Here is a 25,633-nt window from a genome sequence, read left to right as displayed (position 1 = left end):
TCCAAAAGTGTCCAGTGCCGTGGAAGTGTTTGACGTGTGGCTCATTATGCGTCGGATGAGGCCGGGCTGTCTTGGTCGTTTTGCGCTGGCGGCGGCGGAATATCTGCCGGGGTTTCCAGCGTGACGCGGCCAAGCCTGCCATCGCGTAACTCATGCAGCAGTACTTCCGCGCCGCGGTGCAGGTCTACTTCGCCGCCAGGGCGCAGGCCGCCGCGCTTTCCGGCGATTTCTTTGAGAATGGCGTGGCCGTCAAACCCGGCAATAGCAAGAAAATCAGGCTTTTTCGGGCCGTCGGCGTCGACTTCCTCCACCACGGGGGCTTCGTAGGTGGGCAGCGCTTTTAGCTTATAGCGGGCGGTTAGCTCGGCGGGGTAGCGTTTGGCAAGCTCCGCGCTGGCAACAATGGCCACGTCGGTATACTCAATGGCGGTATCGCGAATCGCGCCGCTGGCCGCCAAGCGGTAGGCGCTGGCTTGGTCTTCGATTTTGGGCCAGAGCACCCCAGGGGTGTCGATGAGCGCTACTCGACCATCAATGCGTACTTTTTGCTGGCGCTTGGTGACCGCCGGCTCGTTGCCGGTTTTGGCAATTTTGCGCCCGGCTAGGCCGTTAATCAGCGTCGATTTGCCTACGTTAGGGATGCCCATCACCATCACGCGCACGTCGCGGTCGGCACGCACCGCTCCCGCCAGTTCGTGGCAGAGCTTGGGGATCTTCTTAAGCTCGCGGGTATTGGTGGTGGTAATCGCCAGGGCGCGAGTGTCTGCCTGGGCGTCAAAAAAGGCCACCCACTCGTCGGTACGAACGGGGTCGGCCAAGTCGGCGCGGGAAAGAATTTTCAGCACCGGCTTATGGCGGGTCAGCTCGGCCAGCATGGGATTTGCGCTGGAGTAGGGCAGGCGCGCATCGAGCACCTCGATGACCACATCGATTTCTGGCAGCGCGTCCTTGATCTGGCGGCGGGCCTTATTCATATGTCCGGGGAACCAGCCGAGCATGGGTTTCTCCTACAAGCACAAAAATACAAGCATAAAAAAGCGGGCGACCATTCTAGCAGATGGTGCCCGCCTTGCCGTGCTTCCTTTCGGTGGTTACTCGTCAGGGTGAAACTCTAACGAGACCGAGTTGATACAGTAGCGCAAACCGGTGGTGTCAGGAGGTCCATCGGGAAAGACGTGGCCCAGATGAGCGTTGCAGTGCGAGCAGACCACTTCGGTGCGAATCATGCCGTGGGACGTATCGCGGTGCTCCTCGACACAACGAGCCCCCAACGGGCGATCAAAGCTGGGCCAGCCGCAGCCCGCATCGAACTTATGCTCATTCTCGAACAATGGCGCGTGGCAGCAAACGCAGTGATAGATACCTTGGGCATCGCTCACTTGGTAGTCACCGGTAAACGGCCGTTCGGTGCCTTTCTCCCGGGTAACCCGGTACTGCTCGGGAGTAAGCTGCTTGCGCCACTCGTCGGGGGATTTTTCAATTTTCGCCATGGGAATCTCCTCTCCCTCTGGTTACCGTTAATCAGAGGCTTACTTGGCAGACTAGCCTATCACCATTAGGCCTTCTTATGGCTAATGACAATAGGCTGCCTGCCCAAGTTCAGCATGTGCGAAACTCGCCAAATTCGCCAGTGGGCTTTATACGCTAGCGGCACCGCCGTTGCTGCGTGGGTCGTGAGCGCTCTCAATCAGCCCGTCTGGGTGGCGCATGGTGTTGGTGAACAACCTGAAATCGGTTTCATCACGCCGGATACGAATACTTAATACCCACCTACCTCGGCAAAGCAAACGTGCAGCGCTCTGGTCGCGCTCCTACTTTGCCTGTAGTGCCGGTGGGGCAACTATCGAAACACTGAGAGAGTATGTGCAGAGTCAGGCTACAGCTGATTAGAACCGCTGCGCGGTTCCCGCTTGTATCCCCGCCCGATTGGGAGAGAGGTTACGCGGGGTTTTGCTAAAAGGCGTGCTCTGGCACTAAGTTTGCGCATCGCCTAGACGCATCGCTAGAGTAGGGGCGTATTCTGCAGGCGGCACCTGGGTGTTGCCATGCAAAGCCATGCAAACAAGGGGGCAATAAACGTTTCTATATCAGAGTGCTTGACAGCTAGATGAGGTCTGGGTAACATACGCGCCACCTCGACGAGGCAATGAAACGTCCCATTCGTCTAGTGGTCTAGGACACCGCCCTTTCACGGCGGTAACAAGGGTTCGAACCCCTTATGGGACGCCACTTAAATCGTTAAGGTATCGGAATTGCGGGAATAGCTCAGTGGTAGAGCATCGCCTTGCCAAGGCGAGGGTCGAGAGTTCGAATCTCTTTTCCCGCTCCAGTACGTCCCATTCGTCTAGTGGTCTAGGACACCGCCCTTTCACGGCGGTAACAAGGGTTCGAACCCCTTATGGGACGCCATTCCGATGGTGAGTAGTTTGTAGAGTGATAGCTTGTTAAGCGGGAATAGCTCAGTGGTAGAGCATCGCCTTGCCAAGGCGAGGGTCGAGAGTTCGAATCTCTTTTCCCGCTCCAGCACGTCCCATTCGTCTAGTGGTCTAGGACACCGCCCTTTCACGGCGGTAACAAGGGTTCGAACCCCTTATGGGACGCCACTCACTTTATGAAATATCGCTGTATTGTTTGCGTTGCGGGAATAGCTCAGTGGTAGAGCATCGCCTTGCCAAGGCGAGGGTCGAGAGTTCGAATCTCTTTTCCCGCTCCAATTTATGATCTACAGACTTCCACTGACGTCTGTAAGTCGTTGAAAAGAGGGCCGAAAGGCCCTTTTTTCATTCCAGCAAAAGCCATGGAAATCCACTGACAGCCAGCGTTTTTGAGGCCAAAATTGAGGCCAAAGAATGCGGGTGGTGCCGGTTCCGGATTGTTGCTGGGGTTGGGCGGGAGTCGTGACGAGCATTGAGTCTAAGTTCTTAACTTAGGAGCTCAAAGATGACTCTCTCTGATCTGACTGTGCGGCAAGCCAAGGCCGCTGACAAAGCCTACAACCTCCCCGACACCGATGGCCTCGGCCTGGTCGTCGCTCCCACTGGCGGCAAGTCGTGGCACCTGCGCTACTACTGGCTCGGCAAACAAAAGCGCATCTCGCTGGGCAACTACCCTGAGATCGGCCTGCGCGAAGCACGCGCATTGCGTGACGAGGCCCGGGCGCTCCTGGCCAAGGGCATCAATCCTCACACCGACCGTAAGCAGAAGCGGCACGCGATCAAGCTGGCGTCCGAATACACCTTCAAGGCGGTTTTCGACGCCTGGGTCGAGCATCGCCGCAAGGAGCTCAAGGAAGGCCGGCAAAGCACGATGTCCCAGATACTCCGTATCTTCGACAACGATGTGCTGCCCACCCTCGGGAGGATGTCGATCTACGATATCCGTCGTCCCCAACTGCTGGGTGTGCTGGCAAGGGTTGAGGGACGCAAGGCTTACACCACCGCCGAAAAAATTCGTACCTGGTTCCGGCAGATGTTCCGCTACGCTCTGGTGATCGTTGAGGGACTGGAGATCAATCCGGCCTCGGATCTTGATGTCGTAGCCGAGCCTAAACCTCCGGTGAACCACAACCCGTACCTGCTTCTGCCCCAGCTTCCCGCGTTTCTCCAGAAGCTCAGGCATTACAACACTCGTGGTTGGCAGACCCAGCTCGGCATTCGGCTGTTGTTTTTGACCGGAGTGCGCACTGGCGAGCTGCGGCTGGCGACCCCGGACCAGTTCGACCTCGACCGGGGTCTGTGGATCATCCCGCCAGAGAGCGTCAAGCAACTTCTGGACGAGATGCGCAAGGCTGGCAAGCGTGCGCAAGACATCCCGCCTTATATCGTGCCGCTGTCCATCCAGGCCGTCGAGATCGTACGCCACCTCTTGGGAGAAATGCGGCCAGCCCAGCGATACCTGCTGACGCATCGCAGCGACCTCAAGAAGCGCATCAGTGAGAACACGCTCAATCAGGCTTTGAAGCGCATGGGCTACGACGATCAACTGACCGGCCACGGTATTCGTGGAACCCTCTCGACGGCGCTCAATGAAATCGGCTACCCCAAGATTTGGGTGGACGCGCAACTCTCGCACTCGGACCCGAACAAGGTGAGCTCAGCCTATAACCACGCCAAACACGTGGAGCCGCGCCGCAGGATGATGCAGGATTGGGCCGATCGCCTCGACCTGCTGGAGCAGGGCCAGGTGGAGGCCGCCAGCGTGCATCTCACCATCCGTATCGATGGGGTGCCAACGATGGTAGAGGCGGAAAATACCGTTTCTGCCGAGGAAGCGTCTTTTATTGGCACCATCCCACCGGTAGCGGCAACTCCCATCGTCGTGACGGCAAACGCCTCGGGAGGCACCTTTCAGCGGCTGTCACAGGTGCCGCCGCCCCCTGAGCCAGTTCCGGAGCCGGAAGTGTCCGCGATCCAGCGTGAGCGCGAGGAAATGCTCGAGATCTACGAATTGCCGTGCAACATGCCGGTTCAGTTGTTCGGCAAGTTGGCCGGGAAGTCCAAAGACCAGATCAACCGCGAACTGAAAGCCGGCAAATTGCTGTCCATCGGTTTGGGCAACCGGGGACAACGCGTTCCCGATTGGCAATTGGTGCCACTCAAGCAAAAGCTGGCCCAAACCCTCATGAAGCGGTGTCCGGACGCGGATTCGTGGGATCTGTACCGCATGTTGACCCGGCCGCATCCGGAATTGGGCGATCGGACGGCCATCGATACCGTCACGCCGACCAATCTGGCCAAAATCATCCGGATCATCACGAACGGTCAGGAGCATGCGGATGCCCCTGAGACGGTCATCCCACAGCCGATCCCCGAGGACGTGCGGCAGAGCGTTCGTCGGCTGATGGATAGTGCGGTGGTTCTTGAGGAAGCCTAACCTGCACGCTGCAACCTATGGCCGGGAAGTGGCCCCGGCCATAGGTTGTCATTACCGTGCGCCGGCCCTGGCAACCTGCAGCGCTCTGCGCGCGAACCGCTCCGTAACAGCATTGGTTGGCCGGTGGGGGCGCTGCAGGTGGGTCACGATTTCGTAGGGGCCATCCGAGGGCAGCCTCATCGTAATCCTCCACTCATGGGCGCGCTCGATGCGCGGTTGCGCAGAGATGCCAAGACCATAGCCAGCCGCGACCCATAGGGCCAACAGCTTGAACGAAGTGACGTGCTGAATGCTCTGCTGATCCACCGGCGGCGCCAAGGAAGACAGCCGTTGATCCAGCAGGGGGCAGGCCTCTGCCTGCCAGCGAAAAACGGGATAGCTCAACAACTCAGCAACCGTGAGCATCGCCTGGTTCGGTAAGGGGAACCGTGGCGGTACAGCAACGGCCATGTTTTCACACCATAAGGGCTGGCTGCTCAGGCTCGGGGCGCTCGTATCTTGAAGTGACATCCCAGCGTCGTAGCGACCTTCTTGAAGGCCGACAGCTAGGTCGTCGCCTGCGACCTCGAAGAACGTGATGGCGATATCCGGTTCCTCTGCACGCTGAAGGGCAAGAAGCGTTGATAGCCGAGAGGATGGTACGCCGGGCGCTATAGCGAGTTTGAAAGATCGGCTGGTGGCGTGGTGCATGAGAGCCCCGCGAAGCTATCTGGCCGCAAAAAAGCAACCCAATATGATAGCAATGAGTTAAATTTAACGTGGTTAAATTCTCATGGCTGCCCGACGCTTCTGTCAATGCAGAAGCGTATAGTTCAACGAGGCCGTCCCCCAGGTACAACCACATTTGAAGCCGAGCCAGCACAGGCCTTCGGGGAGGCAGTGCGTGCCGCCCGCAAGGCGCAAGGAATCTCTCAGGAAGAACTGGCTGCACTGGCCGGGATCGAACGTTCTCACATGGGCAAGATTGAGCGCGGGCAGCACATGGCCACGTTGGCTCTGATACTGAAAATTGCCGTGGCGCTCAGGATAAGTTCGGCTGAATTGATGACTGCAACAGAGGACAACCTTGGTTCTGGCAACGGCTCTTGAGCCTTGCCTTCTTTGGCCAGCTTCGTTAGGGATGGTCTGAAGTAGTTGTGTATTTCTGGCTGACTTCAGCCCCTGCCGATTTTAAAAGCGGCAAATCGATCAAAAACGCTCAGATCACCCGCTTATTTCTGTGTTTTTAGCCGCCGCGAGCACCTCGCGGCAGCCATTTTCCACATTACAGGCGCACCTCTCCTGCATTCGCCAGTAAATGTCGGCGCGCCATCCACAGGTTCGACAGAGCGAACAGTGTCACCAGTTGCGCCGTGTTTTTGGCCAAGCCGCGAAAGCGCACCTTGGTGTAACCGAACTGGCGCTTGATTACCCGGAACGGATGCTCGACCTTGGCGCGCACCTGAGCCTTGGCCTTTTCAATCTTGCGCTTGGCTTTGTACAGCACGCTGCGCTTATCGAGTTTTTTGTAGGTGCTGCGGCGTGCCGCCACCTGCCAGATAACTTCACGTCCTTCATGCTCGGGCCGCTTTTCGACACCGGTGTAGCCTGCATCGGCGCAGACCACGTTTTCGTCGCCATGCAGCAATTTGTCCACCTGGGTGACATCCGCCACATTGGCCGCCGTGCCCACTACGCTGTGCACCAGACCCGATTCGTCATCGGCGCCGATGTGGGCCTTCATGCCAAAATAATACTGGTTTCCCTTCTTGGTCTGGTGCATTTCCGGGTCGCGCTTGCCGTCCTTGTTCTTGGTCGAACTGGGCGCATTGATCAGCGTTGCATCGACGATGGTGCCCTGGCGCAGCGACAGGCCGCGGTCGCCCAGATAGCCATTGATGACAGCGAGGATGCCGGCCGCCAGCTCGTGTTTCTCCAGCAAGCGGCGGAAGTTGAGAATGGTGGTTTCGTCGGGGATGCGCTCCAGGTTCAGCCCGGCAAACTGGCGCAGGATCGTGGTTTCGTACAGCGCTTCCTCCATCGCTGGATCGCTGTAGCCGAACCAGTTCTGCAGCAGATGCACACGCAGCATCGCCATCAACGGGTAGGCCGGACGGCCACCTTCACCCTTCGGATAATGTGGCTCGATCAAAGCAATCAAGCCCTTCCACGGCACCACCCGATCCATCTCGATCAGGAACAACTCCTTGCGGGTTTGCTTGCGCTTGCCAGCGTACTCGGCGTCGGCGAAGGTCATCTGCTTCATCGGGAAACTCGGTGGGTGGGGTCGCGGTATTTTGCCAAATCAGAAAGTCTTTTTCAGAGTTTCCTTAGTCGCTCAATCGGTCGCGTAGCCGAGCAATGAACTGCTCCAGTGGAACCGACAAACGGGTGTTTTCGGGCCACAGCAAGTAGGTGGTGATGACCGCTGATTCCACTGCCAGAGGGCGGATTACAACGTCAGAGCGCTGGTAAGCAGTAATCCTGGTCGTCGTCGTGAAGCCGATGCCGTAGCCTGCACCGACCAAGGTGAGCATCATGTCTAGTGAGGACGCGTGCTCAACGATGTTCGGTTCATGCTCCAGTTGCCGAAGAAGTCGAGCCAGTTCGAGGCAGCAACCTTCGCACGCCTGGGGATCGCACATGATGAGCGGATGCCCCCCGAGGGTATGGAGCGGAACCTTCTTGTGAGCGAGTAGTTCGTGGCGGGCGGGGAGCGCGATAACCAGCGGGTCTTGCCAGATCGGTTCGGCGACGATGCCGTAACCGACGTTGGCAGTGTGCGCGAATCCGGCCATGAAGTCGCCTGATCGCAAACCACGCAGTTGCTCGGCCAGAGGTACTTCGGATAGGCGTATCTCGACCTCCGGCTCTTCTGCGCGACAACGAGCCAGAAACGCCGATAACCTGGGATCGATTGCACCATCGGAGACAGCGATGCGCAGGCTCCCTCGCAGACCCGCCGCGACCGCCTGGACGTTCTCCCGTGCATGCTCCAAAACAGTGAACAGTCTGCGGACGTCCTGCAAGAACACGGCTCCAGCGGGGGTCAGCACAGTGCCTCGACGGTTTCGGTCAAAAAGTATTACCCCTAGCTCATCCTCAAGCTCTTTGATCGTTCGAGACAGGGGGGATTGTTCGATATGCAAGCGCTCGGCAGCTCGTGTGAAGTGCAGTTCTTCGGCGACCGCCACAAAGCAGCGCAGGTGACGAAGTTCCATGGTTGCGTCCTTCAGCAATCTTGGTCAATTCAATTGGCCACGGCGCATTGATGCCGAAGTGTGCTCAGTGGATGAAGTAGCAGGTGCTCCCCTTCAGGGCAGGGCAAAAGGCCATTGATTCGATTGAACAATAATACATATGTTCATATATTTTATCAAAAAAGACCTCCTGCCTCTGATCTGGAGCTTGATAAGGGATCGGAGCCGGCTTGATGACGGTGTGCTGCTTGGCTTCGTTGCAAATGCCATCGGCGCGAATCAATAAGGTTGCGCGTCAGTGACAGCGTGAGGGAACTTGGCAGCCGCTGCGTCCCGTCGATGCAACTACCACTTGACCTTCCAACCGTGGCAAGGACCAAACTGCCAAGCACCCCAACCCGAAAGGAGTTTTCCATGCAATTCCATCTCGATGACATGACCTGCGGTGGATGCGCCCGCACCGTGACGAAGACGATTCAGATGATCGACCCCAACGCCAGTGTCGTCACTGATCCGCCATCCCGCCGGGTCGAGGTGCAAACGTCGGCATCCGAAGGGCAGATCGTCGCAGCCCTGCGCGAGGCTGGTTTCCCGCCGCGCGCGCAGTAACATCCGATCGCGGTCGACCTGAACGCAGGTTGGCCGCGATGCTGGCGCACGCGCCATGTTGTTGCTCAGTGCATCCCGAAATAGGCGACCTTGACCCACATCCAAAGGGCCATCGCCACCATCATCAGGTTCTCTGTCAGGGATACGAAGCCCAGCGGTACATTGCTGTCCCCGCCCACGCAGGCGCACTTGAGTTCCCGGCGATCGACATAAACCGCCTTGAAGACCGACACGGCCCCGACGGTGCCGATGAACAGTGCCAGCGGAATCGACAGCCACATACCCACTCCCGCGACCATCAACACGCCAGCGGTACCCTCTGCGAACGGGTAGAGATAGCCATACCGCACCCAGCGCTTGGCCAACAGGTCATAGTTGAGGAACATCGTCGCGAAACTGTCCACGTTCTTGAGTTTCTGCAACGCCAGCAAGCACATGGCAAAGGCCACGAACCACTCTGCGGTCTGAATGCCCGGTAGCTGGCCGAAGGCGGCCCAACTCGCCCCGAGCGCCAGCGCGGCGGCCATGAGGAACAGCGCGACCACGGGGGTATAGGTCACAGCGTTCTTGTCCTTCACGGGCATGTCGAAGAATTTACGCAATTCGTCGTAGCCCCCTATGCGCCGCCCATCGATGAACGTCTGCGGCGTGGTTTCGACTCCATGTTCCTGCTTGAACGCATCCGTCTGCTCGCGGCTCGCCAAGTGCTTGTCCTCGACCTTGTAGCCCTTGCGTTTGAGCAGATCGAGCGACTTCAGCCCATAGGGGCAGGTATGGTCGGGCATGACCATGCGGTAGAGCTTGGCGTGCTTGAGCGCAGACATGCTGGACTTCTCCTGTGGGGTCTTCCTTAAGGGAGGTCGGCGGAGCCGACCGTGAGCAAAAGACTTCAGACTACCTCTCTACCCTAACCCGCCCTGGCGCAAGAGTGTGTAGGCGCCTGGCTCATGGGTAGGTCGTCAGGCTGTTCTCCACCTGCCAGGACAATCCGGCCACAGGCCGGCGTGTCTGCGGCGGCACGCCAGGCCCTAGTGGTTCTCCTTGGCGTGGTTAATCGTGTACTTGGGGATTTCGACGGTCAGATCCTCTGTCGACACGATGGCCTGGCAGCTCAGGCGCGACTGCGCCTCCAGTCCCCAGGCCCTGTCGAGCAGGTCGTCCTCGCACTCCTCGACTTCGTTTAGAGAGTCGAACCCCTTGCGCACGATGCAATGGCAGGTGGTGCATGCGCAACTCATGTCGCAGGCATGCTCGATCTCGATGCCATTGTCCAGCAGGGCCTCACAAATCGAGGTGCCTGCTGGCACGTTCAGCACCGCGCCTTCAGGTGCCAGTTCTGAGTGGGGAAGAACAGTGATTTTGGGCATGTCTCTCCTGGTCGTCAGCGCGAGCGTTTCGCTGTTCTGGTGCCGTGCGAGCGGCGCGGTACGGCACCAGTGCGCTCTTCAGGTTCGTCTTCACTGGTGTCGGGTTGCTCCAGCGTCTGAAGGATCGGGCAGTCTGGTCGTTCATCACCCGCGCAACAATGAATCAACGCCTTGAGCGTTTCTGTCATCTGCAGCATGCTCTCGATGCGTCGGTCCAGTTCGGCGATGTGCTGTTGGGCCAGGCGCTTGACGTCGGCACTCTGGCGCGACTTGTCGTTCCACAGGCCCAGCAGATTCGTGATCTCGGCCACCGAGAAGCCGAGATCGCGCGCGCGGCGGATGAAATGCAGCCGGTGGATATCGGCCTGGGTGTAGGTGCGATAGCCAGATTCGGTACGATCCGCTGGCGGAATCAGGCCGATCTGCTCGTAGTAGCGGATCATCTTGGCCGAGACCTTGGATGCTTTGGATGCTTCACCGATGTTCATGGTCTTCCTCCCCTTTCTCAATGAGTGGTATCCGCCGCCAGCGGCGGCCGAAAGCCGCGCAGGCGTAGCGCGTTGCCCAGCACGAACACGCTGGAGAGTGCCATCGCGCCGGCGGCGAAGATCGGCGAGAGCAACACCCCATATGCTGGGTACAGCGCCCCGGCGGCCACCGGAATCAGCGCGGTGTTGTAGCCAAACGCCCAGAATAGGTTTTGGCGGATATTGCCCAGCGTAGCCTTCGACAGCGCGATGGCGTTGGGCACGCCTCGCAGGTCGCCGGACATCAACACCACGTCGGCTGACTCGACTGCCACGTCAGTGCCGGTGCCGATTGCCAGGCCCACGTCGGCCTCGGCCAGCGCCGGGGCGTCGTTGATGCCGTCACCCACGTAAGCAATCTGGCCGTGGCTGGCTTTCAGCCGGCGCACCGCATCCACCTTGCCTTCAGGCAGGACTTCGGCCACCACCTCGTCGATGCCCAGTTGCTTGGCAATCGCCTGTGCGGTACGCGCGTTGTCGCCGGTGATCATTGCCACTTTCAGGCCAAGCTGATGCAGCGCGGCGATGGCGGCGGGCGTGCTAGCCTTGATCGGATCGGCCACGGCGATGATGGCGGCCAGGCGGCCATCGATCGCGGCGTACAACGGTGATTTGCCCTCGTTGCCCAGACGCTCGGCAGTGCCTGCGAATACACCGACGTCCAGGCCCAGCGAACGCATGTAGCGGTCGGCGCCAACCTCGACACGGGAACCGTCCACGGTTGCGCGCACGCCCATGCCCGTGACCGAATCAAAATCGGTCATGGTCGGCAGCGCGATGCCACCTTCTGTCGCAGATTCGACGATCGCGCGCGCAATCGGGTGCTCCGAGCGAGATTCTACGGCAGCGACCTTCGCCAGCACTGGGTCGCGGCTGAAGCCTTCAGCGATTTCCAGGTCGGTCAGCACCGGGCGACCCTCTGTCAGGGTGCCGGTCTTGTCCACGGCCACCACCTTGGCATCCTTGAGCAGTTGCAAGGCCTCGCCCTTGCGGAACAGCACGCCCATCTCGGCGCCGCGGCCGGTGCCGACCATGATCGAGGTCGGCGTCGCCAAGCCCATAGCGCACGGGCAGGCGATGATGAGCACGGCTACGGCGTTGACCAAGGCGAAAGTCAGGGCGGGCGACGGGCCAAACACGAGCCAGACCAGAAAGGTCAGCAAGGCGACCAGCATCACTGCCGGAACGAACCACAACGTCACCTTGTCCACCACGGCCTGAATCGGCAGCTTCGAGCCCTGGGCCTGCTCGACCATGCGGATGATCTGCGCCAGCATGGTCTGCCCGCCCACGGCGGTGGCGCGCAGCGTCAGCGCGCCTTTCTGGTTGACGGTGCCACCGACCACCGTGCTGCCAGCAGCCTTTTCGACCGGGATCGGTTCGCCGGTGATCATCGACTCATCGACGAAGCTGCGGCCCTCGGTGATTTCGCCATCGACCGGCACGCGCTCGCCGGGACGCACTTCCACGATGTCGCCAAGGGCTACGTCGTTGATGGGAATATCCACCATACGGCCGTCACGCAACACATGGGCCTCCTTGGCCTGCAGCTTGACCAGCCGCTGGATGGCCTCGGAGGTACGACCCTTCGCGCGCGCCTCCAGGAAGCGACCGAGCAGGATCAGCGTCACGATGACGGCAGCCGCCTCGTAATAGACGTTCACCGTGCCTGCTGGCAGCAGGCCGGGCGCGAAGGTGGCGACCATCGAAAAGCCGAACGCGGCCATCGTGCCGACCGCGACGAGCGAGTTCATGTCCGGGCCCAGGCGCACGAGGGCCGGAAAGCCCTTCTCATAGAAGCGCCGGCCCGGAATGGCCAGCACCAGCAGGGTCAGTACGAACTGGATATACCAATTCTGCTGCATGCCGATGGTGTTCATGACCCACTCGTGCATGCCGGGAATCATGTGCGAGCCCATTTCGAGCACGAATACCGGCAATGTCAGCAGACCGGCCAGGGTCAGGTCACGCTTGAGTTCGGCCCGCTCGGCGTCCTTCTTTTCTGCTGCTTCATCTTCGGCCTGTGCGCCGGTATCGACCAGGCGGGCTTCGTAGCCAACCTTGTCTACGGCCGCGATCAGATCTTCCACGGCAGCCAAGCCGCGCACGGTGGCGCGCTCGGTCGCCAGATTCACCGTGGCCTCCGTGACGCTTGGTATGGCTTTGAGCGCCTTCTCGACGCGGCCTACGCAGGATGCGCAGGTCATGCCCTCGATCGCCAGTTCAGTGACGCCGGCCGGCACCTCGTAGCCCACTTTCTCCACCGCCTGAATCAGCGCCATGCGATCAACAGGACCAGCCAGGCGGATGTCCGCCCGCTCGGTAGCCAGATTGACGGACACAGTGTCCACGCCCTCGACCTTGGCCAGGGCGGCCTCGACTCGGCCGACGCAGCTCGCGCAGGTCATGCCCTCGATGGGCAGGCTGATCGCAGCTGCTGTGGCGCGAGCATCACTCATTATTGGCATGCTCATGGTTTATTTCCCGTAGTTGAGATTCGACATGAGGGAAGCTTAGGGTTTACCATCGTGGGAAGGTCAAGCATATTTTTTTATGTGTACTGTCTGGTTTGGGAAAGCGCTGGCGACAGAGGTGCGGCGGGTTCTGGTTGCCAAGCTTTCCCAGATCCCTAGCTGCGCATGATCGCTCTGCCGCAGCCTCGTTGATCCTGAAGGGCATGAACAGCCGTTCGAGAGCAGGAATTTTTGACAAATGACTTCACGCAAACCAGCAAGCACACCTCACGGCGCAAGCGCCGATCTGACATCCTTGTCGCACAATGATGTAACCATCCTGGCCGAAACCTTCCGCCTCCTGGGCGATCCTTCGCGGCTGAAAATCATGCTGTGCTGCATGAAGGGGTCTACTTCGGTGGGGGACATCGCGGAGACCCTCGACCTCTCGCAATCACTGGTCAGCCACCATCTGCGGCTGCTGCGTGGAGCTCGGCTGGTCAAGGGTGCGCGCCAGGCCAAGCAGATTTTCTATGAGGTGGCCGACCAGCACGTGAGCCAGGTGCTGCTGGACATGGCCATCCACATTGCTGAAGACCACAACGACGAGTAGCCGAGCGGATCGCAAAACCTACCATTACGCGCAGCAGTGGGTGGCCGCTGCTGCAGGCATTCTCACTAGAAGACGCTGTCGCTGTCCCGCAGGCCTACGACCTGGAAAGCGTGATTTCCCCAATGCTGGCCGCCGCGCTGCTGACCGTCATCAGCTTTCACAACCTGTTCGTGGGAACGATGCTCTGCTTCCTCGTTTCGGCCGCGCCTGCGGGCCTGCTGGCGATCAGCCTGGCCGTCTCGGCCGCGGGCTCGATGGTGATCGTGAACACGGTGGTCCTCGTGAAGGCGCGCTTCGGCCTGGGCGAAATCGAAGTGGCGTGGCGCTGGCGCTTCGGCTGTGGCCGGCCAGCGCCCCGTCCGATCTGACCCATGACCATCCAAACCTACCGGCGGATCACCCTCATTTGCGAACGCACGCAGATCAGGGCAGACACCATCATTCGCTGATCGTGGACGATCTGCACCGGATCTGGCCGAGAGGATAGGCCTCTTCTCGGCAATGGCAGCACACAGGGCTGTCTTGCCGCGGCGTTGCAACGCATCCGCCACGAACACTGGTATGGCTAAATAAAACACTTCACATGAACATGTGTTCATGTGTTATATTTCCTCGCGTAGTCAAAATTTAACTTGCCCGAGGCTCCCATGTCCCACTCTCACTCACATGACCATGGTCACGACCACAGCCATGTGCCAACTGTGACCAGCGCCAACCAGCGCAAGATTCTCATTTCCTTCGTGCTGATCTTCACCTTCATGATCGTGGAGGCGGTGGGCGGCGTGATTTCCGGCTCGCTGGCGCTGCTGGCCGATGCGGGCCACATGCTGACCGATGCGATGGCGCTGGCCTTGGCCTATATGGCGTTCCGGTTCGGCAGCCGCGCCGCAGACAGCAAGCGCACCTTTGGCTATCTACGCTTCGAGGTACTTGCCGGCTTCATCAACGCCGTCACGCTCTTCGCCATCGTCGCCTGGATCGTCTATGAAGCATGGGGGCGGCTGCAAGCGCCGCCGGTGATCCTGGCTGGCCCCATGATGATCGTCGCCGTGTTGGGATTGCTGATAAACCTGCTCGTGCTGTGGATCATGACACGCGGCGATACCGAGCACGTCAACGTGAAAGGTGCCATCCTGCATGTGATAGGCGACCTGTTGGGCTCGGTGGGAGCAATCCTCGCTGCGGTCATCATCTATCTCACGGGGTGGACGCCCATTGATCCCATCCTGTCGGTTCTGGTGGCGGCGCTGATCCTGCGCAGCGCCTGGAAGCTCCTGGCCAAGTCTATCCATATCCTGCTGGAGGGCGCGCCGGAGGACGCTTCGCCGGAGAAGGTGGAACAAGGCCTGATGAGCGCCGTTCCCGGCCTAGCGGCTGTCAGCCATGTTCACGTGTGGCAACTCACCTCCGGTCGCACCATGGCCACGCTACACGTGCGACCCAATGTGGACGAGGAAGCGCGAGCCGTGGTCAAGCGCGTCGAGGCGGTGCTTCGAGAGCAATTCAGCATCGAACACGCCACGGTCGGGATCGACTGGAACTCGGAAGCCGACGAGAACGTCTGCAGCCTGCAACCCAGGACGGACCGTCATGCCCACAGCGGCCATGACCACAGTGGGCACAACCATGACCACTCCGCTTCTGGTCACAAGCATTGAGGCCGTGCAAGCCGGCTCGCAGTTCACTTGAGGGTTTGAAGCCATGACGTTCCGCAAAACCATCAGCTCCGATATTGCGCAATGTTCGACCTCCAGCCACGGCGCGGCTACTGATGTTCTTGCACTGTCGCAAAGTGACGTCGCTGTTCTGGCCGAAACCTTCCGTCTGCTGGGCGACCAATCGCGGTTGAAGATTTTGCTCCATTGCATGCGCGGATCGGTCGCTGTGGGAGATATCGCCGACTCGCTCGATCTGTCGCAGTCCTTGGTCAGCCACCACCTCCGGCTGTTGCGTGGCGCGCGTCTCGTGCGCGGCGAACGCCAGTCAAAGCACATCTTTTACGGTATCGCGGATCAGCACGTCAGCCAGGTGCTTCAGGACATGGCTTCCCACATTTCCGAGGATAGATCCGACGATTGACTGAGTGTGCAAATGTGTGCGGCACGCTCTGGCAAGGGGCGTGCCGTTTTTTTTGGGTGGTCAATATCAGAGTGGAGGCCAGAGCCCTTCGTCGCTTTGCCTGAAACCAGAGGTCTTGCCCCGGAACAGAAAAGGCCTATCCGTACCTTCAAATAAACAATTGAACATATCTTCATGTGTGTTATTATTCGACTATGAATCAACTGAAGGAGGCGTGAGCACCACGCCATTGTTTGTAACGTCAAGGAGTATTGATGATGTCCAAAAAATTTCACGTCGCAGTTCTGCTTTCCGCCTTCGTTGCGGCTGGTGCAGGCGCCCAACCCTTCGACGCAGGTGTTTCGCGCGCGGAAGTCAACGCTGACCTGGCGGCGTGGAAGCAGGCCGGACTGGATAAGCTTTCCGGGGGAGACGCCGGGCCTGACACTTTCAGCTCGGAATACCGCCAAGCTTACAAAAACTACCTGCAACTTCGTCTGGGAGCCGACTACCGTGAGTCCACCGCTTTGACGAGAGATCAGGTGCGTGCCGACCTGGCGCTGTGGAAGCGTGCCGGCTTAGACAAACTCGAACGCGGCGACGGCGGCACCGACACGTTCAGCTCGCAATACCGCGCGACATACGACACCTATCGTCACCTGCGCGACGGCGAGCAGTATCAGCAGGAGGTGGGGCTGACGCGAGCCGAGGTTCAAGCCGATCTGGCTGCATGGAAACGCGCCGGGCTGGATCGGTTCTGGGCTGGGGATCAAACCCCCGACACATCCAGCCCTGCATACCGTGTCGCCTTCCAGAACTACCTGCAACAGCGCCAGAACTGAGAGAACGTGCGCCGCACACCATAACCATCGGGGATCGCAGCCAAAAGGACGAACATGTCTTTTTTTCATAACAAACATATGAACGTATGTCCATGTGTTTGTTATTGATAAGGCGGTCAGATCGGTCTGCGGCGCATTCCACCGTGTGAGGTATTCGGAGAAATTGGAGATCGATATGTCTTTGGAAAAAATAGACCGTAGCGAAGAAGCTGGGGAACACCTCGGCTTTCGCGTTGAAGGGATGGACTGCGCGAGCTGCGTCGGCAAGATCGAGACGGCCCTTGGCCGCCTCGACGGCCTGTCGGACGTGCAGGTCAATTTTGCGAGCGAGACGCTCATCTTGAGGCGTGAACCGCACAGCCGTGCGACTACGCGGGATATCGCCAAGAAAATCCGATCCCTGGGCTTCGACGTGCAGGAACTGCCCACGTCCGAAGTGTCCCCGGTGCCCGTACCGCGCCAGGCGGCCCACGCGCATGGCCATGCCGGCTGCGGCGGTCACCATGACCATGGGCATGCTCACGACCACGGGCACAATCATGCACACGGAAAGGCATGCGGTGATGACCACGGACACGATCACAAGCATGGCCACGGCCACGAGCACGGAGCCTGCAGCGGGCATGACCACGCGGCGGCTGCTCCTGCCATCCGTACTGCACCCAGCACGCCACCCAACGTCTCCATGCGCGTCGAAGGCATGGACTGTGCCAGTTGCGTCGGCAAGATTGAAACGGCCCTCGCGCGCATGGTCGGCGTGTCCGACGCACGCATCAACTTCACCGCCGAGACACTGGAGCTGACGCTCGCATCCGGCGTTCCCACGCAGCTCGGCGACATCGAGAAGACTATCAAGAGCCTGGGTTTCGGAGTCTCCGATGTACGCCGCCATGACGGCTCTGATACCGGCGCAGTCTCTGTCCCGGCCACTAGCATTCAGAACCGCCGCTGGTGGCAGACGAAAAAAGGCAAGCATGTGATCGGATTGGGTGTGCTGATGGCTTCGGCCTATGCCATGACCCTGCTGCTGCCGCTCTACGGCGAATGGATATTCGCTGCTGCCGTGATTGCGGGTGTCACGCCATTTGCGCGCAAAGCGTTCGCGCTGGCGAGATCCGGTTCGCCTTTCTCCATTGAAACCCTGATGTCAGTCGCTGCGATTGGTGCGCTGTTCATCGGTGAGGCTGAAGAGGCAGCAGCAGTGGTCTTCCTGTTCTCGGTCGGTGAGCTGTTGGAAAGCGTAGCCGCCGGTCGTGCCAGAGCTGGCATCAAGGCACTGGCATCACTGGTTCCCAAGACAGCGGTGCTGCTCGATCCCAATGGAGGTCAGCGTACCGTCCCGGCTGCCTCGCTGAAGGTCAATGACACTGTATTGGTCAGGCCAGGCGACCGAGTACCTGCCGATGGAGAGATCCTGCGTGGCGAATCCAGCCTCGATGAGTCGCCGATCACGGGAGAATCCGTGCCGCGTCAAAAGGCTGCTGGCAACACTGTTTTCGCCGGCTCGATCAACGTCGACGGTGTGCTGGAAGTCCGGGTGGAAAAGGCCGCGTCGGACAACACCATCTCGCGCATCATCCAACTGGTTGAACAGGCGCAATCCTCCAAGGCGCCCACGGCCCGCTTCATCGAGAAGTTCAGCCGCTACTACACCCCGGCCGTAATGGCCATCGCCGCGCTGATCGTGGTGGTGCCGCCGTTGGCCATGGGGGGGGACTGGAGTACCTGGCTGTACCGTGGCCTGGCTCTTCTGTTGATTGCCTGCCCCTGCGCACTGGTGCTCTCCACTCCGGCGGCGATTGCCTCGGGTCTTGCGGTTGCGACGCGTCGAGGGCTGCTGATCAAAGGCGGCAACGCGCTGGAAACCATTGGCCGTGTCCGCTCCATCGCCTTCGACAAAACCGGCACGCTGACCGAGGGCAAGCCGCGCGTGACCGAGGTAGTTCCTTTTGGTCAGCTCAGACAAAAGCAGGTGCTGGCGCTGGCCGCCGCCGTCGAGTCCGGGTCGAACCACCCACTGGCCAAGGCTATCGTCGTCCATGCAGAAAGCACGGATACGGCCATTCCCAAAGCATCGGAGGCATCGGCGATTGCCGGCAAAGCGGTGCGAGCCACTGTGGGCGGCAAAATGCTGGCAGTGGGTTCCCCATCTCACGCGGGTCAGGTAGCTACGCTGTCGGCCCAGCAGCGTAAGGAAATCGAAGCGCTGGAGAACAGCGGCAAGACTGTTGCGGTTCTGTTCGACGAGCGTAGCAAGGAGACTCTGGGACTGCTTGCGTTGCGCGATGAGCCGCGCCGCGATGCAAGCGAAGGTGTCGCTCAGCTCAAGGCCATGGGCGTTCGCTCCGTGATGCTCACGGGCGACAACCAGCGTACCGCACAAGCCATTGCCGACAGCTTGGGAATCGACTGGAAGGCCGAACTGTTGCCGCAGGACAAGCTGGATCTGGTCAACAACATGAAGCGTGATGCCAAGGTGGCCATGGTCGGCGACGGCATCAATGACGCGCCGGCTCTGGCGACTGCCGACGTGGGTATCGCCATGGGTGGCGGTACGGACGTGGCCTTGGAAACCGCAGATGCGGCGCTGCTCAAGAGCCGCGTGACGGACGTGGCGCACTTGGTAGCACTGTCACGCGCCACCATGGCGAACATCCATCAAAACGTGGTGTTTGCACTTGGCCTCAAGGGCTTGTTTCTGGTCACCACCGTGTTCGGCATGACGGGCCTGTGGGTCGCGGTTCTGGCCGATACCGGCGCTACAGCGCTGGTCACGCTCAATGCGCTGCGCCTGCTGAGGTTCAAGGGTGCCCAAAGTGTGGACGACGACCGCGACACCGGCCATCCGACGCGCTCGCCTCAGCCCCAGGCTGCGCACTGACGGCAGCGGCTGGACATAGGTCTGCATTGCTAAGCCAGTGTGCCGCAGGTGCGCCGGAGGTGCCGATTCTCGTGACGTTGAGATTCGATGCCTCCGGCTTTCGCCATCACAAGGTCAACGGCGGAGGTCAGGGAAGCCGGGAAGTTTTTTCCTCGCGGGAGCTTGACCTTCCAACTATTGAAACCTCTAGAGTCCTCACCAACGCCGCACAGTGGTCTTGAGGCGGAGCACACAGCAAGGGTCATTTTCATCATGAAAAAGAAAATTGGAGTAGTTCTGCTGGCGGTGGCAATCGTCGCTGGCGTGGGCATTGCCGTTGTCAGCCGCAACGCATCCAACAATGAAGGGCCGGCTGCAGGCGGGCCTCCCGGCGCAATGGCGCCTCGGGTGCCGGTGGCCGAGGTAATCGTGCGCACCATGACACCGACGGTCGAGTTCACGGGCTACCTCGCCGCACCTGAAACGGTGGAGCTACGTTCGCGCGTCGGGGGCGCCATCGACGCGGTCAGCGTCCCTGAAGGCAGTCTGGTCAGCAAGGGCCAGTTGCTGTTTCAGATTGATCCGCGCCCCTTCCAGGTCGCTCTCGACACCGCTCAGGCACAACTGCACCAGGCCGAAGTGCTGACCGCTCAGGCGCAAAGCGATTTCGAGCGTGCCGAGCGGCTGGTATCCACCGGTGCGGTATCGCGCAAGACCTATGACGATGCTGTCTCCGCACGCAATGCACGACAGGCGCAGGTTCAAGCGGCAAAAGCCGCGTGGCTGCCGCCCGGCTCGACCTGTCCTATGCACGGGTGACCGCACCGATCGCAGGCCGGGTGGATCGCATGCTGGTGACCGAGGGCAATCTGGTCAGCGGTGGTGGCGCGGGCGCGGCAACGCTGCTCACGACCATTGTTTCGGTCGATCCGATGTACGTTTATTTCGACATTGACGAAGGCACCTATCTCAACCATATAGGCAATGCACGCCCTGACGCCTCCAGGCCAGAAAACAGCGCCTTGCTCGTCCAGGTCGGCCTGGGCAAGGACAACAATTTTCCGTTCCAGGGCACGCTAGATTTTGTCGGTAACCAGGTTGATCGGGGCACGGGCACTGTCCGCGCCAGGGCTGTCATGCCCAATCCAGACGGTTATCTGACGCCCGGCATGTTTGCGCGAGCCAGACTTGCTACTGGCACTGAGCGCCAGACCATTCTGATTGACGATCAGGCCGTCGGCAGTGACCAGGACCGCAACTATGTACTGGTGGTCGATGCTGAAAGCACGGCGCAATACCGGCCTATCCAACTCGGGCCGATACGCGACGGGCTGCGTGTCGTCGAGGGCGGACTGAATGAAGGTGAACAGATCGTCCTCAAGGGGCTGGTGCGCCCCGGCATGCCCATCACGCCGAATGTCGTGCCGATGCAGCAGTCCACTGGCGCTGCCGACTCAAGCGACGCAGCGGCTGATACGGAACACTCTGACAGTCCGGCGGCTGATACCCGTCCTGGTGAGGAGGAGTCCCGCTCATGAAATTCCCTCATTTCTTCATCAACCGGCCAATCTTCGCCGTTGTGCTCTCGGTGCTAATGCTGATTGCCGGTGCGATGGCAGTGTTCCAACTCCCCTTGAGCGAGTACCCCTCGGTTACCCCACCCACAGTACAAGTAACTGCCAGCTACCCGGGTGCAAATCCGCAGGTGATCGCTGATACGGTGGCCGCGCCTCTGGAGCAGGCCGTCAATGGCGTCGAAGGCATGATCTACATGGCCTCTCAGACCGCGACTGACGGCCAAATGGTGCTGACCATTTCGTTCCAGCAAGGTATCGACCCCGACTTTGCCCAGATTCAGGTACAGAACCGCGTATCACGAGCACTGCCGCGCCTTCCCGAGGAGGTGCAGCGCATCGGTGTAGTCACCGAAAAAACGTCGCCAGATATTCTGATGGTCGTGCATATGCTCTCGCCCGGCAATCAGTACGATCCGCTCTATGTCTCCAACTACTCAATGCTGCATGTGCGCGACGAACTCGCACGACTGTCCGGGGTTGCCAACGTAATCATCGGCGGTGAGGGCGAATATGCCATGCGCGTCTGGCTCGATCCGACCAAAGTAGCCTCACGCGGCTTGACGGCAGGCGATGTGGTCGCGGCCATCCGCGAGCAGAACGTGGAGGTGGTCGCCGGCTCAGTGGGCCAGCAGCCCGATGCGTCGTCGGCCTTTCAGGTCAGCGTCAGTGCGATGGGGCGCTTGACCACCGAAGAGCAATTCGGCGACATCGTTGTCAATGTCAGTGAGCAAGGCGCGGTGACAAAGCTGCGTGACGTAGCACGACTGCAGATGGGCGCTGACAACTATGCTATGCGTGGCCTGCTCGACGGCGACAACGCGGTGGGCCTGCAAATTCTAACAAGCCCCGGTGCCAACGCCCTGGACACTTCCGACGCGGTGCGTGCCACCATGGAGCGCTTGCAAGCGGACTTTCCACAAGGGCTGGAGTACCGCATTGCTTACGATCCCACCGTCTTCGTGCGCGCCTCACTCAAGTCCGTGACGATGACGCTGCTTGAGGCCACCCTGCTGGTGGTGATCGTGGTGGTGCTGTTCCTGCAATCTTGGCGCGCGTCGATCATTCCACTGATCGCCGTGCCGGTCTCGCTGGTCGGCACGTTCGCGGTGATGCACATGTTCGGCTTCTCGCTGAACACGCTGTCGCTGTTTGGCCTCGTGCTCTCCATCGGCATCGTGGTGGATGACGCCATCGTGGTGGTGGAGAACGTGGAGCGCCACATGGCGCTGGGCGAATCGCCCAAGGATGCGGCGCGCAAGGCGATGGATGAAGTGACTGGCCCGATCCTGGCCATCACCTCGGTGCTGGCAGCGGTCTTCATCCCCTCGGCGTTCCTGTCGGGGCTGCAGGGCGAGTTCTATCGCCAGTTCGCGCTGACCATCGCGTTCTCGACCATCCTGTCGGCGATCAACTCGCTTACGCTGTCGCCAGCGCTGGCCGCCATCCTGCTCAAGCCGCACCACGGCGCGGCCAAGCCCGATCGTCTCACGCGCATCATCGACGGCGTGTTCGGCGGCTTCTTCCGCCGCTTCAACCGCTTCTTCGATCGCGCCTCGAATTCCTACGTCGGGGGCGTGCGCCGCGCGGTGCGCGGCAGCGCCATCGTGCTGCTGCTCTACGTCGGCTTCCTGGGCCTGACCTGGCTGGGCTTCCACAAGGTGCCTGCGGGCTTCGTGCCGGCCCAGGACAAGTACTATCTCGTGGGCATCGCCCAGCTTCCGACCGGCGCCTCGCTGGATCGCACCGAGGCGGTCGTCAAGGAGATGACCAAGATCGCACTGGCTGAGCCGGGCGTCGAGAGCGTGGTGGCCTTCCCGGGCCTGTCGGTCAATGGACCGGTGAACCAGCCGAACACCGCGCTGATGTTCGCCATGCTCAAGCCCTTCGATGAGCGCAAGGACCCGTCGCTGTCGGCCTTCGCCATCCAGGGCAAGCTCATGGGCAAGTTCAGCCAGATCCCGGACGGCTTCGTTGGCATCTTCCCGCCGCCGCCGGTGCCGGGCCTGGGTTCGATGGGCGGCTTCAAGCTGCAGATCGAGGACCGGGCGGGCCTGGGTCCCGAGGCGCTTGCGCAGGCACAGGGCCAGATCATGGGCAAGGCCATGCAGGCGCCCGAGCTGGCGAACATGCTCGCCAGCTTCCAGACCAATGCGCCGCAGTTGCAGGTGGACATCGACCGGGTGAAGGCCAAGTCGCAGGGCGTATCGCTGACCGAGGTGTTCGACACCCTGCAGGTCAACCTTGGCTCGCTCTACGTCAACGACTTCAACCGCTTCGGTCGCACCTACCGGGTCATGGCCCAGGCCGATGCGCAGTTCCGCATGCAGGCTGAGGACATAGGCATGCTCAAGGTGCGCAATGCAGCGGGCGACATGATCCCGCTGAGCGCGATCGCGACCATCGAGCGCAGTTCCGGCCCCGACCGGGTGATGCATTACAACGGCTTTCCCTCGGCCGACATCAGCGGCGGGCCAGCGCCGGGCTACTCGTCCGGCCAGGCCACCGCCGCGATTGAGAAGATCGTGAGCGAATCGCTGCCGGACGGTATGACCTACGAATGGACGGACCTGACTTTCCAGGAAAAACGGGTTGGCAACACGGCGATCTACATCTTCGCGCTGGCGGTGCTGCTCGCCTTCCTGTTCCTGGCGGCCCAGTACAACAGTTGGTCGCTGCCGTTCGCTGTGCTGCTGATTGCACCCATGGCGCTGCTCTCGGCGATCGCCGGCGTCTGGCTCTCTGGGGGCGACAACAACATCTTCACGCAGATCGGTTTCGTGGTGCTGGTCGGCCTGGCTGCCAAGAACGCGATCCTGATCGTGGAGTTCGCCCGCGCGAAGGAAAGCGAAGGGGCCGATCCGCTGGCAGCCGTGCTCGAAGCCGCGCGCTTGCGGCTGCGCCCGATCTTGATGACGTCGTTCGCCTTCATCGCTGGCGTGGTGCCGCTGGTGCTGGCCAGCGGTGCGGGCGCCGAGATGCGCCACGCCATGGGCATCGCGGTGTTCGCCGGCATGCTGGGCGTGACGGTATTCGGCCTGGTGCTGACGCCGGTGTTCTACGTTGTGGTGCGCAAGCTGGCGCTGCGCCGCGAAGCGCGCCATGCCCGTGGCGGCATGACCGACCAGCACGCATGACGGCCAGGAGGACATACGACATGAAAACATCTTTCGCATTCACACGACCCGCCAGGACGCTGGCGCCGCTCGCCCTCGCGGCGGCGCTGGCTGGCTGCTCCATGGCACCGAAGTATGACCGGCCCGCAGCGCCGATCGACACGGCCTATCCCTCGGGCGCGGCCTATGTGGAACTGGCGGCCGCGACGCCCGACGACGCGATCACGGCCGAGATCGGTTGGCGGGACTTCTTCCGCGACCCGCTGCTGCAGCAGTTGATCGGCATTTCGCTGGAGAACAACCGCGACATGCACAAAGCCGCGCTCAACGTGGAGGCGGCTCAGGCGCTGTACCGTATCCAGCGTGCCGAGATGCTGCCGAACCTGGGCGTTTCCGCCCGCGGCGCGTCAGAGCGCGTACCGGCCGACCTCAGTACCACGGGGCAAAGCGACGTGCTCCGGCGCTACGACGTGGCCGGGGTGACGGCCGCCTGGGAGCTGGACCTGTGGGGCCGCATCCGCAGCCTCAACGACCGGGCGCTGGCGTCCTACCTGGCCCTCGACGAGACCCGCATCGCCACGCAGATGAGCCTGGTGTCCGAGGTGGCCAGCGCCTACCTCACGCTGCGCGCCGACCAGGAACTGCTGCGCCTGACGAGCGACACCCTCGCCACACAGAAGCGCTCCTATGACCTGACCACCCAACTGGTGGAAGCGGGAAATTCCACGCAGCTCGACCTGCGCCGCGCGGAGATCGCGCTGCGCACCGCCGAGGCCAACCGCGCCGCCTACACGCGGCAGGCGGCCAAGGACCGCAACGCGCTGGTGCTGCTGCTGGGCCAGCCGCTGACGCCGGAGCTGTCCCGGCAGCTTGACGAGGCCGTGGCGCTGCCGGACGACATCGTGCCGACCGACCTGCCGAGCGGCCTGCCGTCCGAACTGCTCGCGCGTCGGCCGGACATCCGCGCCGCCGAGCAGATGCTGATCGGCGCCAACGCCAACATCGGCGCGGCGCGGGCCGCGTTCTTCCCGACGATTAGCCTCACGGGCTCGGCGGGCACGGCCAGCGCTTCGCTGGACGGCCTGTTCGATTCGGGCTCGCGGGCCTGGAGCTTCCTGCCGCAGATCACGCTGCCCATCTTCCGCGGCGGCGCGTTGCGAGCCAATCTGGACGTGGCACAGGTACAAAAGAGGATCGAAATCGCCAACTACGAGAAGTCTATCCAGGCGGCCTTTGCTGAGGTGGCTGACGGCTTGGCGGGCAAGCGCACGCTTGATGAGCAGATCCGCTCGGAGCAGCTCCTGGTAGCGGCTAGCCAGAAAGCCTACCAACTAGCCGAGCAACGCTTCCAGGAAGGCGTGGACGACAACCTCACCTTGCTCGATGCGCAACGCACACAGTACGGTGCGCAGCAGACCCTGGTGCGCACGCGCCTGACGCGGCTGAACAACCTCATCCACCTCTACAAGGCGCTGGGTGGCGGCTGGACTGAGCACACGGTGCAATCGGGCGCCACCGGGCAACCATCCGCCCGGTCGCCGGGATAAGGGCTATGCGCAACGG

General features: G+C 61.0%; 20 protein-coding genes, 6 tRNA genes and 2 pseudogenes. 19 read left to right on the top strand and 9 right to left on the bottom strand.

What is annotated here, in order from left to right:
• Positions 1-44 precede the first annotated feature (44 nt).
• Together ylqF and msrB are read right to left on the bottom strand one after the other, a co-directional pair.
• The gene (gene ylqF, locus NH344_RS00545; RefSeq protein WP_054641419.1) at positions 45-998 is read right to left on the bottom strand and encodes a ribosome biogenesis GTPase YlqF; all 954 of its coding nucleotides are present in this window, start codon (positions 996-998) and stop codon (positions 45-47) included.
• 93 nt (positions 999-1,091) lie between these two features.
• Positions 1,092-1,490 carry a peptide-methionine (R)-S-oxide reductase MsrB gene (gene msrB, locus NH344_RS00540; protein ID WP_089675496.1) on the bottom strand — a complete coding sequence of 133 codons (399 nt, stop codon included), beginning with the start codon at positions 1,488-1,490 and terminating at the stop codon, positions 1,092-1,094.
• A gap of 220 nt (positions 1,491-1,710) precedes the next feature.
• Here msrB and NH344_RS00535 point away from each other — a divergent pair.
• From NH344_RS00535 to NH344_RS00500, 8 genes and pseudogenes are all read left to right on the top strand, one after another.
• Positions 1,711-1,890: pseudogene (locus tag NH344_RS00535) on the top strand (transposase); the annotation flags it as partial.
• Between the two features lie 263 nt (positions 1,891-2,153).
• Positions 2,154-2,229: transfer RNA gene (locus NH344_RS00530), tRNA-Glu, on the top strand.
• Positions 2,230-2,254: 25 nt separating this feature from the next.
• Positions 2,255-2,329, top strand: a tRNA-Gly gene (locus tag NH344_RS00525).
• Positions 2,330-2,333: 4 nt separating this feature from the next.
• Positions 2,334-2,409: transfer RNA gene (locus NH344_RS00520), tRNA-Glu, on the top strand.
• Between the two features lie 39 nt (positions 2,410-2,448).
• Positions 2,449-2,523 (top strand) — tRNA-Gly (locus tag NH344_RS00515).
• Between the two features lie 4 nt (positions 2,524-2,527).
• Positions 2,528-2,603: transfer RNA gene (locus NH344_RS00510), tRNA-Glu, on the top strand.
• Between the two features lie 35 nt (positions 2,604-2,638).
• Positions 2,639-2,713 (top strand) — tRNA-Gly (locus NH344_RS00505).
• 227 nt (positions 2,714-2,940) lie between these two features.
• On the top strand, positions 2,941-4,872 hold the full coding sequence (locus NH344_RS00500; protein WP_106763598.1) for an integrase arm-type DNA-binding domain-containing protein: 1,932 nt from the start codon (positions 2,941-2,943) through the stop codon (positions 4,870-4,872).
• 51 nt (positions 4,873-4,923) lie between these two features.
• Here the strand turns inward: NH344_RS00500 and NH344_RS00495 are convergent, their stop codons facing one another.
• Positions 4,924-5,562: a substrate-binding domain-containing protein gene (locus NH344_RS00495; protein WP_106763595.1), complete on the bottom strand. Its 639-nt coding sequence runs from the start codon at positions 5,560-5,562 to the stop codon at positions 4,924-4,926.
• 105 nt (positions 5,563-5,667) lie between these two features.
• Between NH344_RS00495 and NH344_RS00490 the strand changes: the two genes are divergently transcribed.
• Complete coding sequence (locus tag NH344_RS00490; protein ID WP_106763593.1) at positions 5,668-5,961, top strand: helix-turn-helix transcriptional regulator; 294 nt, start codon at positions 5,668-5,670, stop codon at positions 5,959-5,961.
• A 175-nt stretch (positions 5,962-6,136) separates the two neighbouring features.
• Here NH344_RS00490 and NH344_RS00485 read toward each other — a convergent pair whose 3' ends face one another.
• Both NH344_RS00485 and NH344_RS00480 read right to left on the bottom strand, forming a co-directional pair.
• A complete protein-coding gene (locus tag NH344_RS00485; protein WP_012637023.1) occupies positions 6,137-7,117 on the bottom strand; it encodes an IS5-like element IS1384 family transposase in 981 nt (326 codons plus the stop codon).
• 64 nt (positions 7,118-7,181) lie between these two features.
• Positions 7,182-8,072: a LysR family transcriptional regulator gene (locus tag NH344_RS00480; RefSeq protein WP_106763590.1), complete on the bottom strand. Its 891-nt coding sequence runs from the start codon at positions 8,070-8,072 to the stop codon at positions 7,182-7,184.
• Between the two features lie 393 nt (positions 8,073-8,465).
• On the opposite strand from NH344_RS00480, the gene NH344_RS00475 reads away from it, so the two are divergent.
• The gene (locus NH344_RS00475; RefSeq protein ID WP_106763588.1) at positions 8,466-8,660 is read left to right on the top strand and encodes a heavy-metal-associated domain-containing protein; all 195 of its coding nucleotides are present in this window, start codon (positions 8,466-8,468) and stop codon (positions 8,658-8,660) included.
• Between the two features lie 65 nt (positions 8,661-8,725).
• Here NH344_RS00475 and NH344_RS00470 read toward each other — a convergent pair whose 3' ends face one another.
• From NH344_RS00470 to NH344_RS00455, 4 genes are all read right to left on the bottom strand, one after another.
• Entirely contained in the window at positions 8,726-9,484 is a 759-nt protein-coding gene (locus NH344_RS00470) for a glutaredoxin (RefSeq protein ID WP_106763585.1), read from the bottom strand.
• 204 nt (positions 9,485-9,688) lie between these two features.
• Positions 9,689-10,027: an ISC system 2Fe-2S type ferredoxin gene (fdx, locus tag NH344_RS00465; protein WP_106763583.1), complete on the bottom strand. Its 339-nt coding sequence runs from the start codon at positions 10,025-10,027 to the stop codon at positions 9,689-9,691.
• A gap of 14 nt (positions 10,028-10,041) precedes the next feature.
• Positions 10,042-10,515: a Cu(I)-responsive transcriptional regulator gene (gene cueR / locus NH344_RS00460; protein ID WP_106763581.1), complete on the bottom strand. Its 474-nt coding sequence runs from the start codon at positions 10,513-10,515 to the stop codon at positions 10,042-10,044.
• A gap of 17 nt (positions 10,516-10,532) precedes the next feature.
• Positions 10,533-13,028 (bottom strand): heavy metal translocating P-type ATPase, encoded by a 2,496-nt coding sequence (locus NH344_RS00455; protein WP_106763579.1) that lies wholly within the window; start codon positions 13,026-13,028, stop codon positions 10,533-10,535.
• Between the two features lie 238 nt (positions 13,029-13,266).
• Between NH344_RS00455 and NH344_RS00450 the strand changes: the two genes are divergently transcribed.
• From NH344_RS00450 to NH344_RS00410, 9 genes and pseudogenes are all read left to right on the top strand, one after another.
• Positions 13,267-13,620, top strand: a complete 354-nt coding sequence (locus tag NH344_RS00450) for a metalloregulator ArsR/SmtB family transcription factor (protein WP_106763577.1) — start codon at positions 13,267-13,269, stop codon at positions 13,618-13,620.
• A gap of 122 nt (positions 13,621-13,742) precedes the next feature.
• Positions 13,743-13,988, top strand: coding sequence for a hypothetical protein (locus NH344_RS00445; RefSeq protein WP_269474868.1), 246 nt, complete (start codon positions 13,743-13,745; stop codon positions 13,986-13,988).
• Between the two features lie 279 nt (positions 13,989-14,267).
• Positions 14,268-15,278, top strand: a complete 1,011-nt coding sequence (locus tag NH344_RS00440) for a cation diffusion facilitator family transporter (RefSeq protein ID WP_106763574.1) — start codon at positions 14,268-14,270, stop codon at positions 15,276-15,278.
• 43 nt (positions 15,279-15,321) lie between these two features.
• On the top strand, positions 15,322-15,699 hold the full coding sequence (locus NH344_RS00435) for a metalloregulator ArsR/SmtB family transcription factor (protein WP_106763572.1): 378 nt from the start codon (positions 15,322-15,324) through the stop codon (positions 15,697-15,699).
• Positions 15,700-15,953: 254 nt separating this feature from the next.
• The gene (locus NH344_RS00430) at positions 15,954-16,520 is read left to right on the top strand and encodes a DUF4148 domain-containing protein (protein WP_228247428.1); all 567 of its coding nucleotides are present in this window, start codon (positions 15,954-15,956) and stop codon (positions 16,518-16,520) included.
• Positions 16,521-16,695: 175 nt separating this feature from the next.
• Entirely contained in the window at positions 16,696-19,401 is a 2,706-nt protein-coding gene (locus NH344_RS00425; RefSeq protein WP_106763571.1) for a heavy metal translocating P-type ATPase, read from the top strand.
• A gap of 87 nt (positions 19,402-19,488) precedes the next feature.
• Positions 19,489-20,918: pseudogene (locus NH344_RS18305) on the top strand (efflux RND transporter periplasmic adaptor subunit).
• Positions 20,915-24,091, top strand: a complete 3,177-nt coding sequence (locus tag NH344_RS00415; RefSeq protein WP_253027371.1) for a multidrug efflux RND transporter permease subunit — start codon at positions 20,915-20,917, stop codon at positions 24,089-24,091. The pseudogene NH344_RS18305 and the gene NH344_RS00415 overlap by 4 nt, the downstream one beginning before the upstream one ends.
• A 20-nt stretch (positions 24,092-24,111) precedes the next feature.
• Positions 24,112-25,617: an efflux transporter outer membrane subunit gene (locus NH344_RS00410; RefSeq protein WP_003821143.1), complete on the top strand. Its 1,506-nt coding sequence runs from the start codon at positions 24,112-24,114 to the stop codon at positions 25,615-25,617.
• Positions 25,618-25,633 lie beyond the last annotated feature (16 nt).

This window comes from Halomonas sp. Ps84H-12, assembly GCF_024124725.1.
Classification (GTDB): domain Bacteria; phylum Pseudomonadota; class Gammaproteobacteria; order Pseudomonadales; family Halomonadaceae; genus Vreelandella; species Vreelandella aquamarina.
Note: the sequence above shows the minus strand (reverse complement) of the source record. Positions and strands in the feature narration are given on the sequence as shown.

Excerpts from the sequence above, each read along its gene's own strand:
- NH344_RS00440 (WP_106763574.1), top strand. The coding sequence starts at position 14,268 with ATGTCCCACTCTCACTCACATGACCATGGTCACGACCACAGCCATGTG.
- ylqF (WP_054641419.1), bottom strand. The coding sequence starts at position 998 with ATGCTCGGCTGGTTCCCCGGACATATGAATAAGGCCCGCCGCCAGATC.
- NH344_RS00430 (WP_228247428.1), top strand. The coding sequence starts at position 15,954 with ATGATGTCCAAAAAATTTCACGTCGCAGTTCTGCTTTCCGCCTTCGTT.
- NH344_RS00415 (WP_253027371.1), top strand. The coding sequence starts at position 20,915 with ATGAAATTCCCTCATTTCTTCATCAACCGGCCAATCTTCGCCGTTGTG.
- msrB (WP_089675496.1), bottom strand. The coding sequence starts at position 1,490 with ATGGCGAAAATTGAAAAATCCCCCGACGAGTGGCGCAAGCAGCTTACT.
- NH344_RS00490 (WP_106763593.1), top strand. The coding sequence starts at position 5,668 with ATGCAGAAGCGTATAGTTCAACGAGGCCGTCCCCCAGGTACAACCACA.
- NH344_RS00450 (WP_106763577.1), top strand. The coding sequence starts at position 13,267 with ATGACTTCACGCAAACCAGCAAGCACACCTCACGGCGCAAGCGCCGAT.
- NH344_RS00485 (WP_012637023.1), bottom strand. The coding sequence starts at position 7,117 with ATGAAGCAGATGACCTTCGCCGACGCCGAGTACGCTGGCAAGCGCAAG.
- NH344_RS00495 (WP_106763595.1), bottom strand. The coding sequence starts at position 5,562 with ATGCACCACGCCACCAGCCGATCTTTCAAACTCGCTATAGCGCCCGGC.
- NH344_RS00435 (WP_106763572.1), top strand. The coding sequence starts at position 15,322 with ATGACGTTCCGCAAAACCATCAGCTCCGATATTGCGCAATGTTCGACC.
- cueR (WP_106763581.1), bottom strand. The coding sequence starts at position 10,515 with ATGAACATCGGTGAAGCATCCAAAGCATCCAAGGTCTCGGCCAAGATG.
- NH344_RS00500 (WP_106763598.1), top strand. The coding sequence starts at position 2,941 with ATGACTCTCTCTGATCTGACTGTGCGGCAAGCCAAGGCCGCTGACAAA.
- NH344_RS00445 (WP_269474868.1), top strand. The coding sequence starts at position 13,743 with ATGCTGGCCGCCGCGCTGCTGACCGTCATCAGCTTTCACAACCTGTTC.
- NH344_RS00425 (WP_106763571.1), top strand. The coding sequence starts at position 16,696 with ATGTCTTTGGAAAAAATAGACCGTAGCGAAGAAGCTGGGGAACACCTC.
- NH344_RS00480 (WP_106763590.1), bottom strand. The coding sequence starts at position 8,072 with ATGGAACTTCGTCACCTGCGCTGCTTTGTGGCGGTCGCCGAAGAACTG.
- fdx (WP_106763583.1), bottom strand. The coding sequence starts at position 10,027 with ATGCCCAAAATCACTGTTCTTCCCCACTCAGAACTGGCACCTGAAGGC.
- NH344_RS00475 (WP_106763588.1), top strand. The coding sequence starts at position 8,466 with ATGCAATTCCATCTCGATGACATGACCTGCGGTGGATGCGCCCGCACC.
- NH344_RS00470 (WP_106763585.1), bottom strand. The coding sequence starts at position 9,484 with ATGTCTGCGCTCAAGCACGCCAAGCTCTACCGCATGGTCATGCCCGAC.
- NH344_RS00410 (WP_003821143.1), top strand. The coding sequence starts at position 24,112 with ATGAAAACATCTTTCGCATTCACACGACCCGCCAGGACGCTGGCGCCG.
- NH344_RS00455 (WP_106763579.1), bottom strand. The coding sequence starts at position 13,028 with ATGAGCATGCCAATAATGAGTGATGCTCGCGCCACAGCAGCTGCGATC.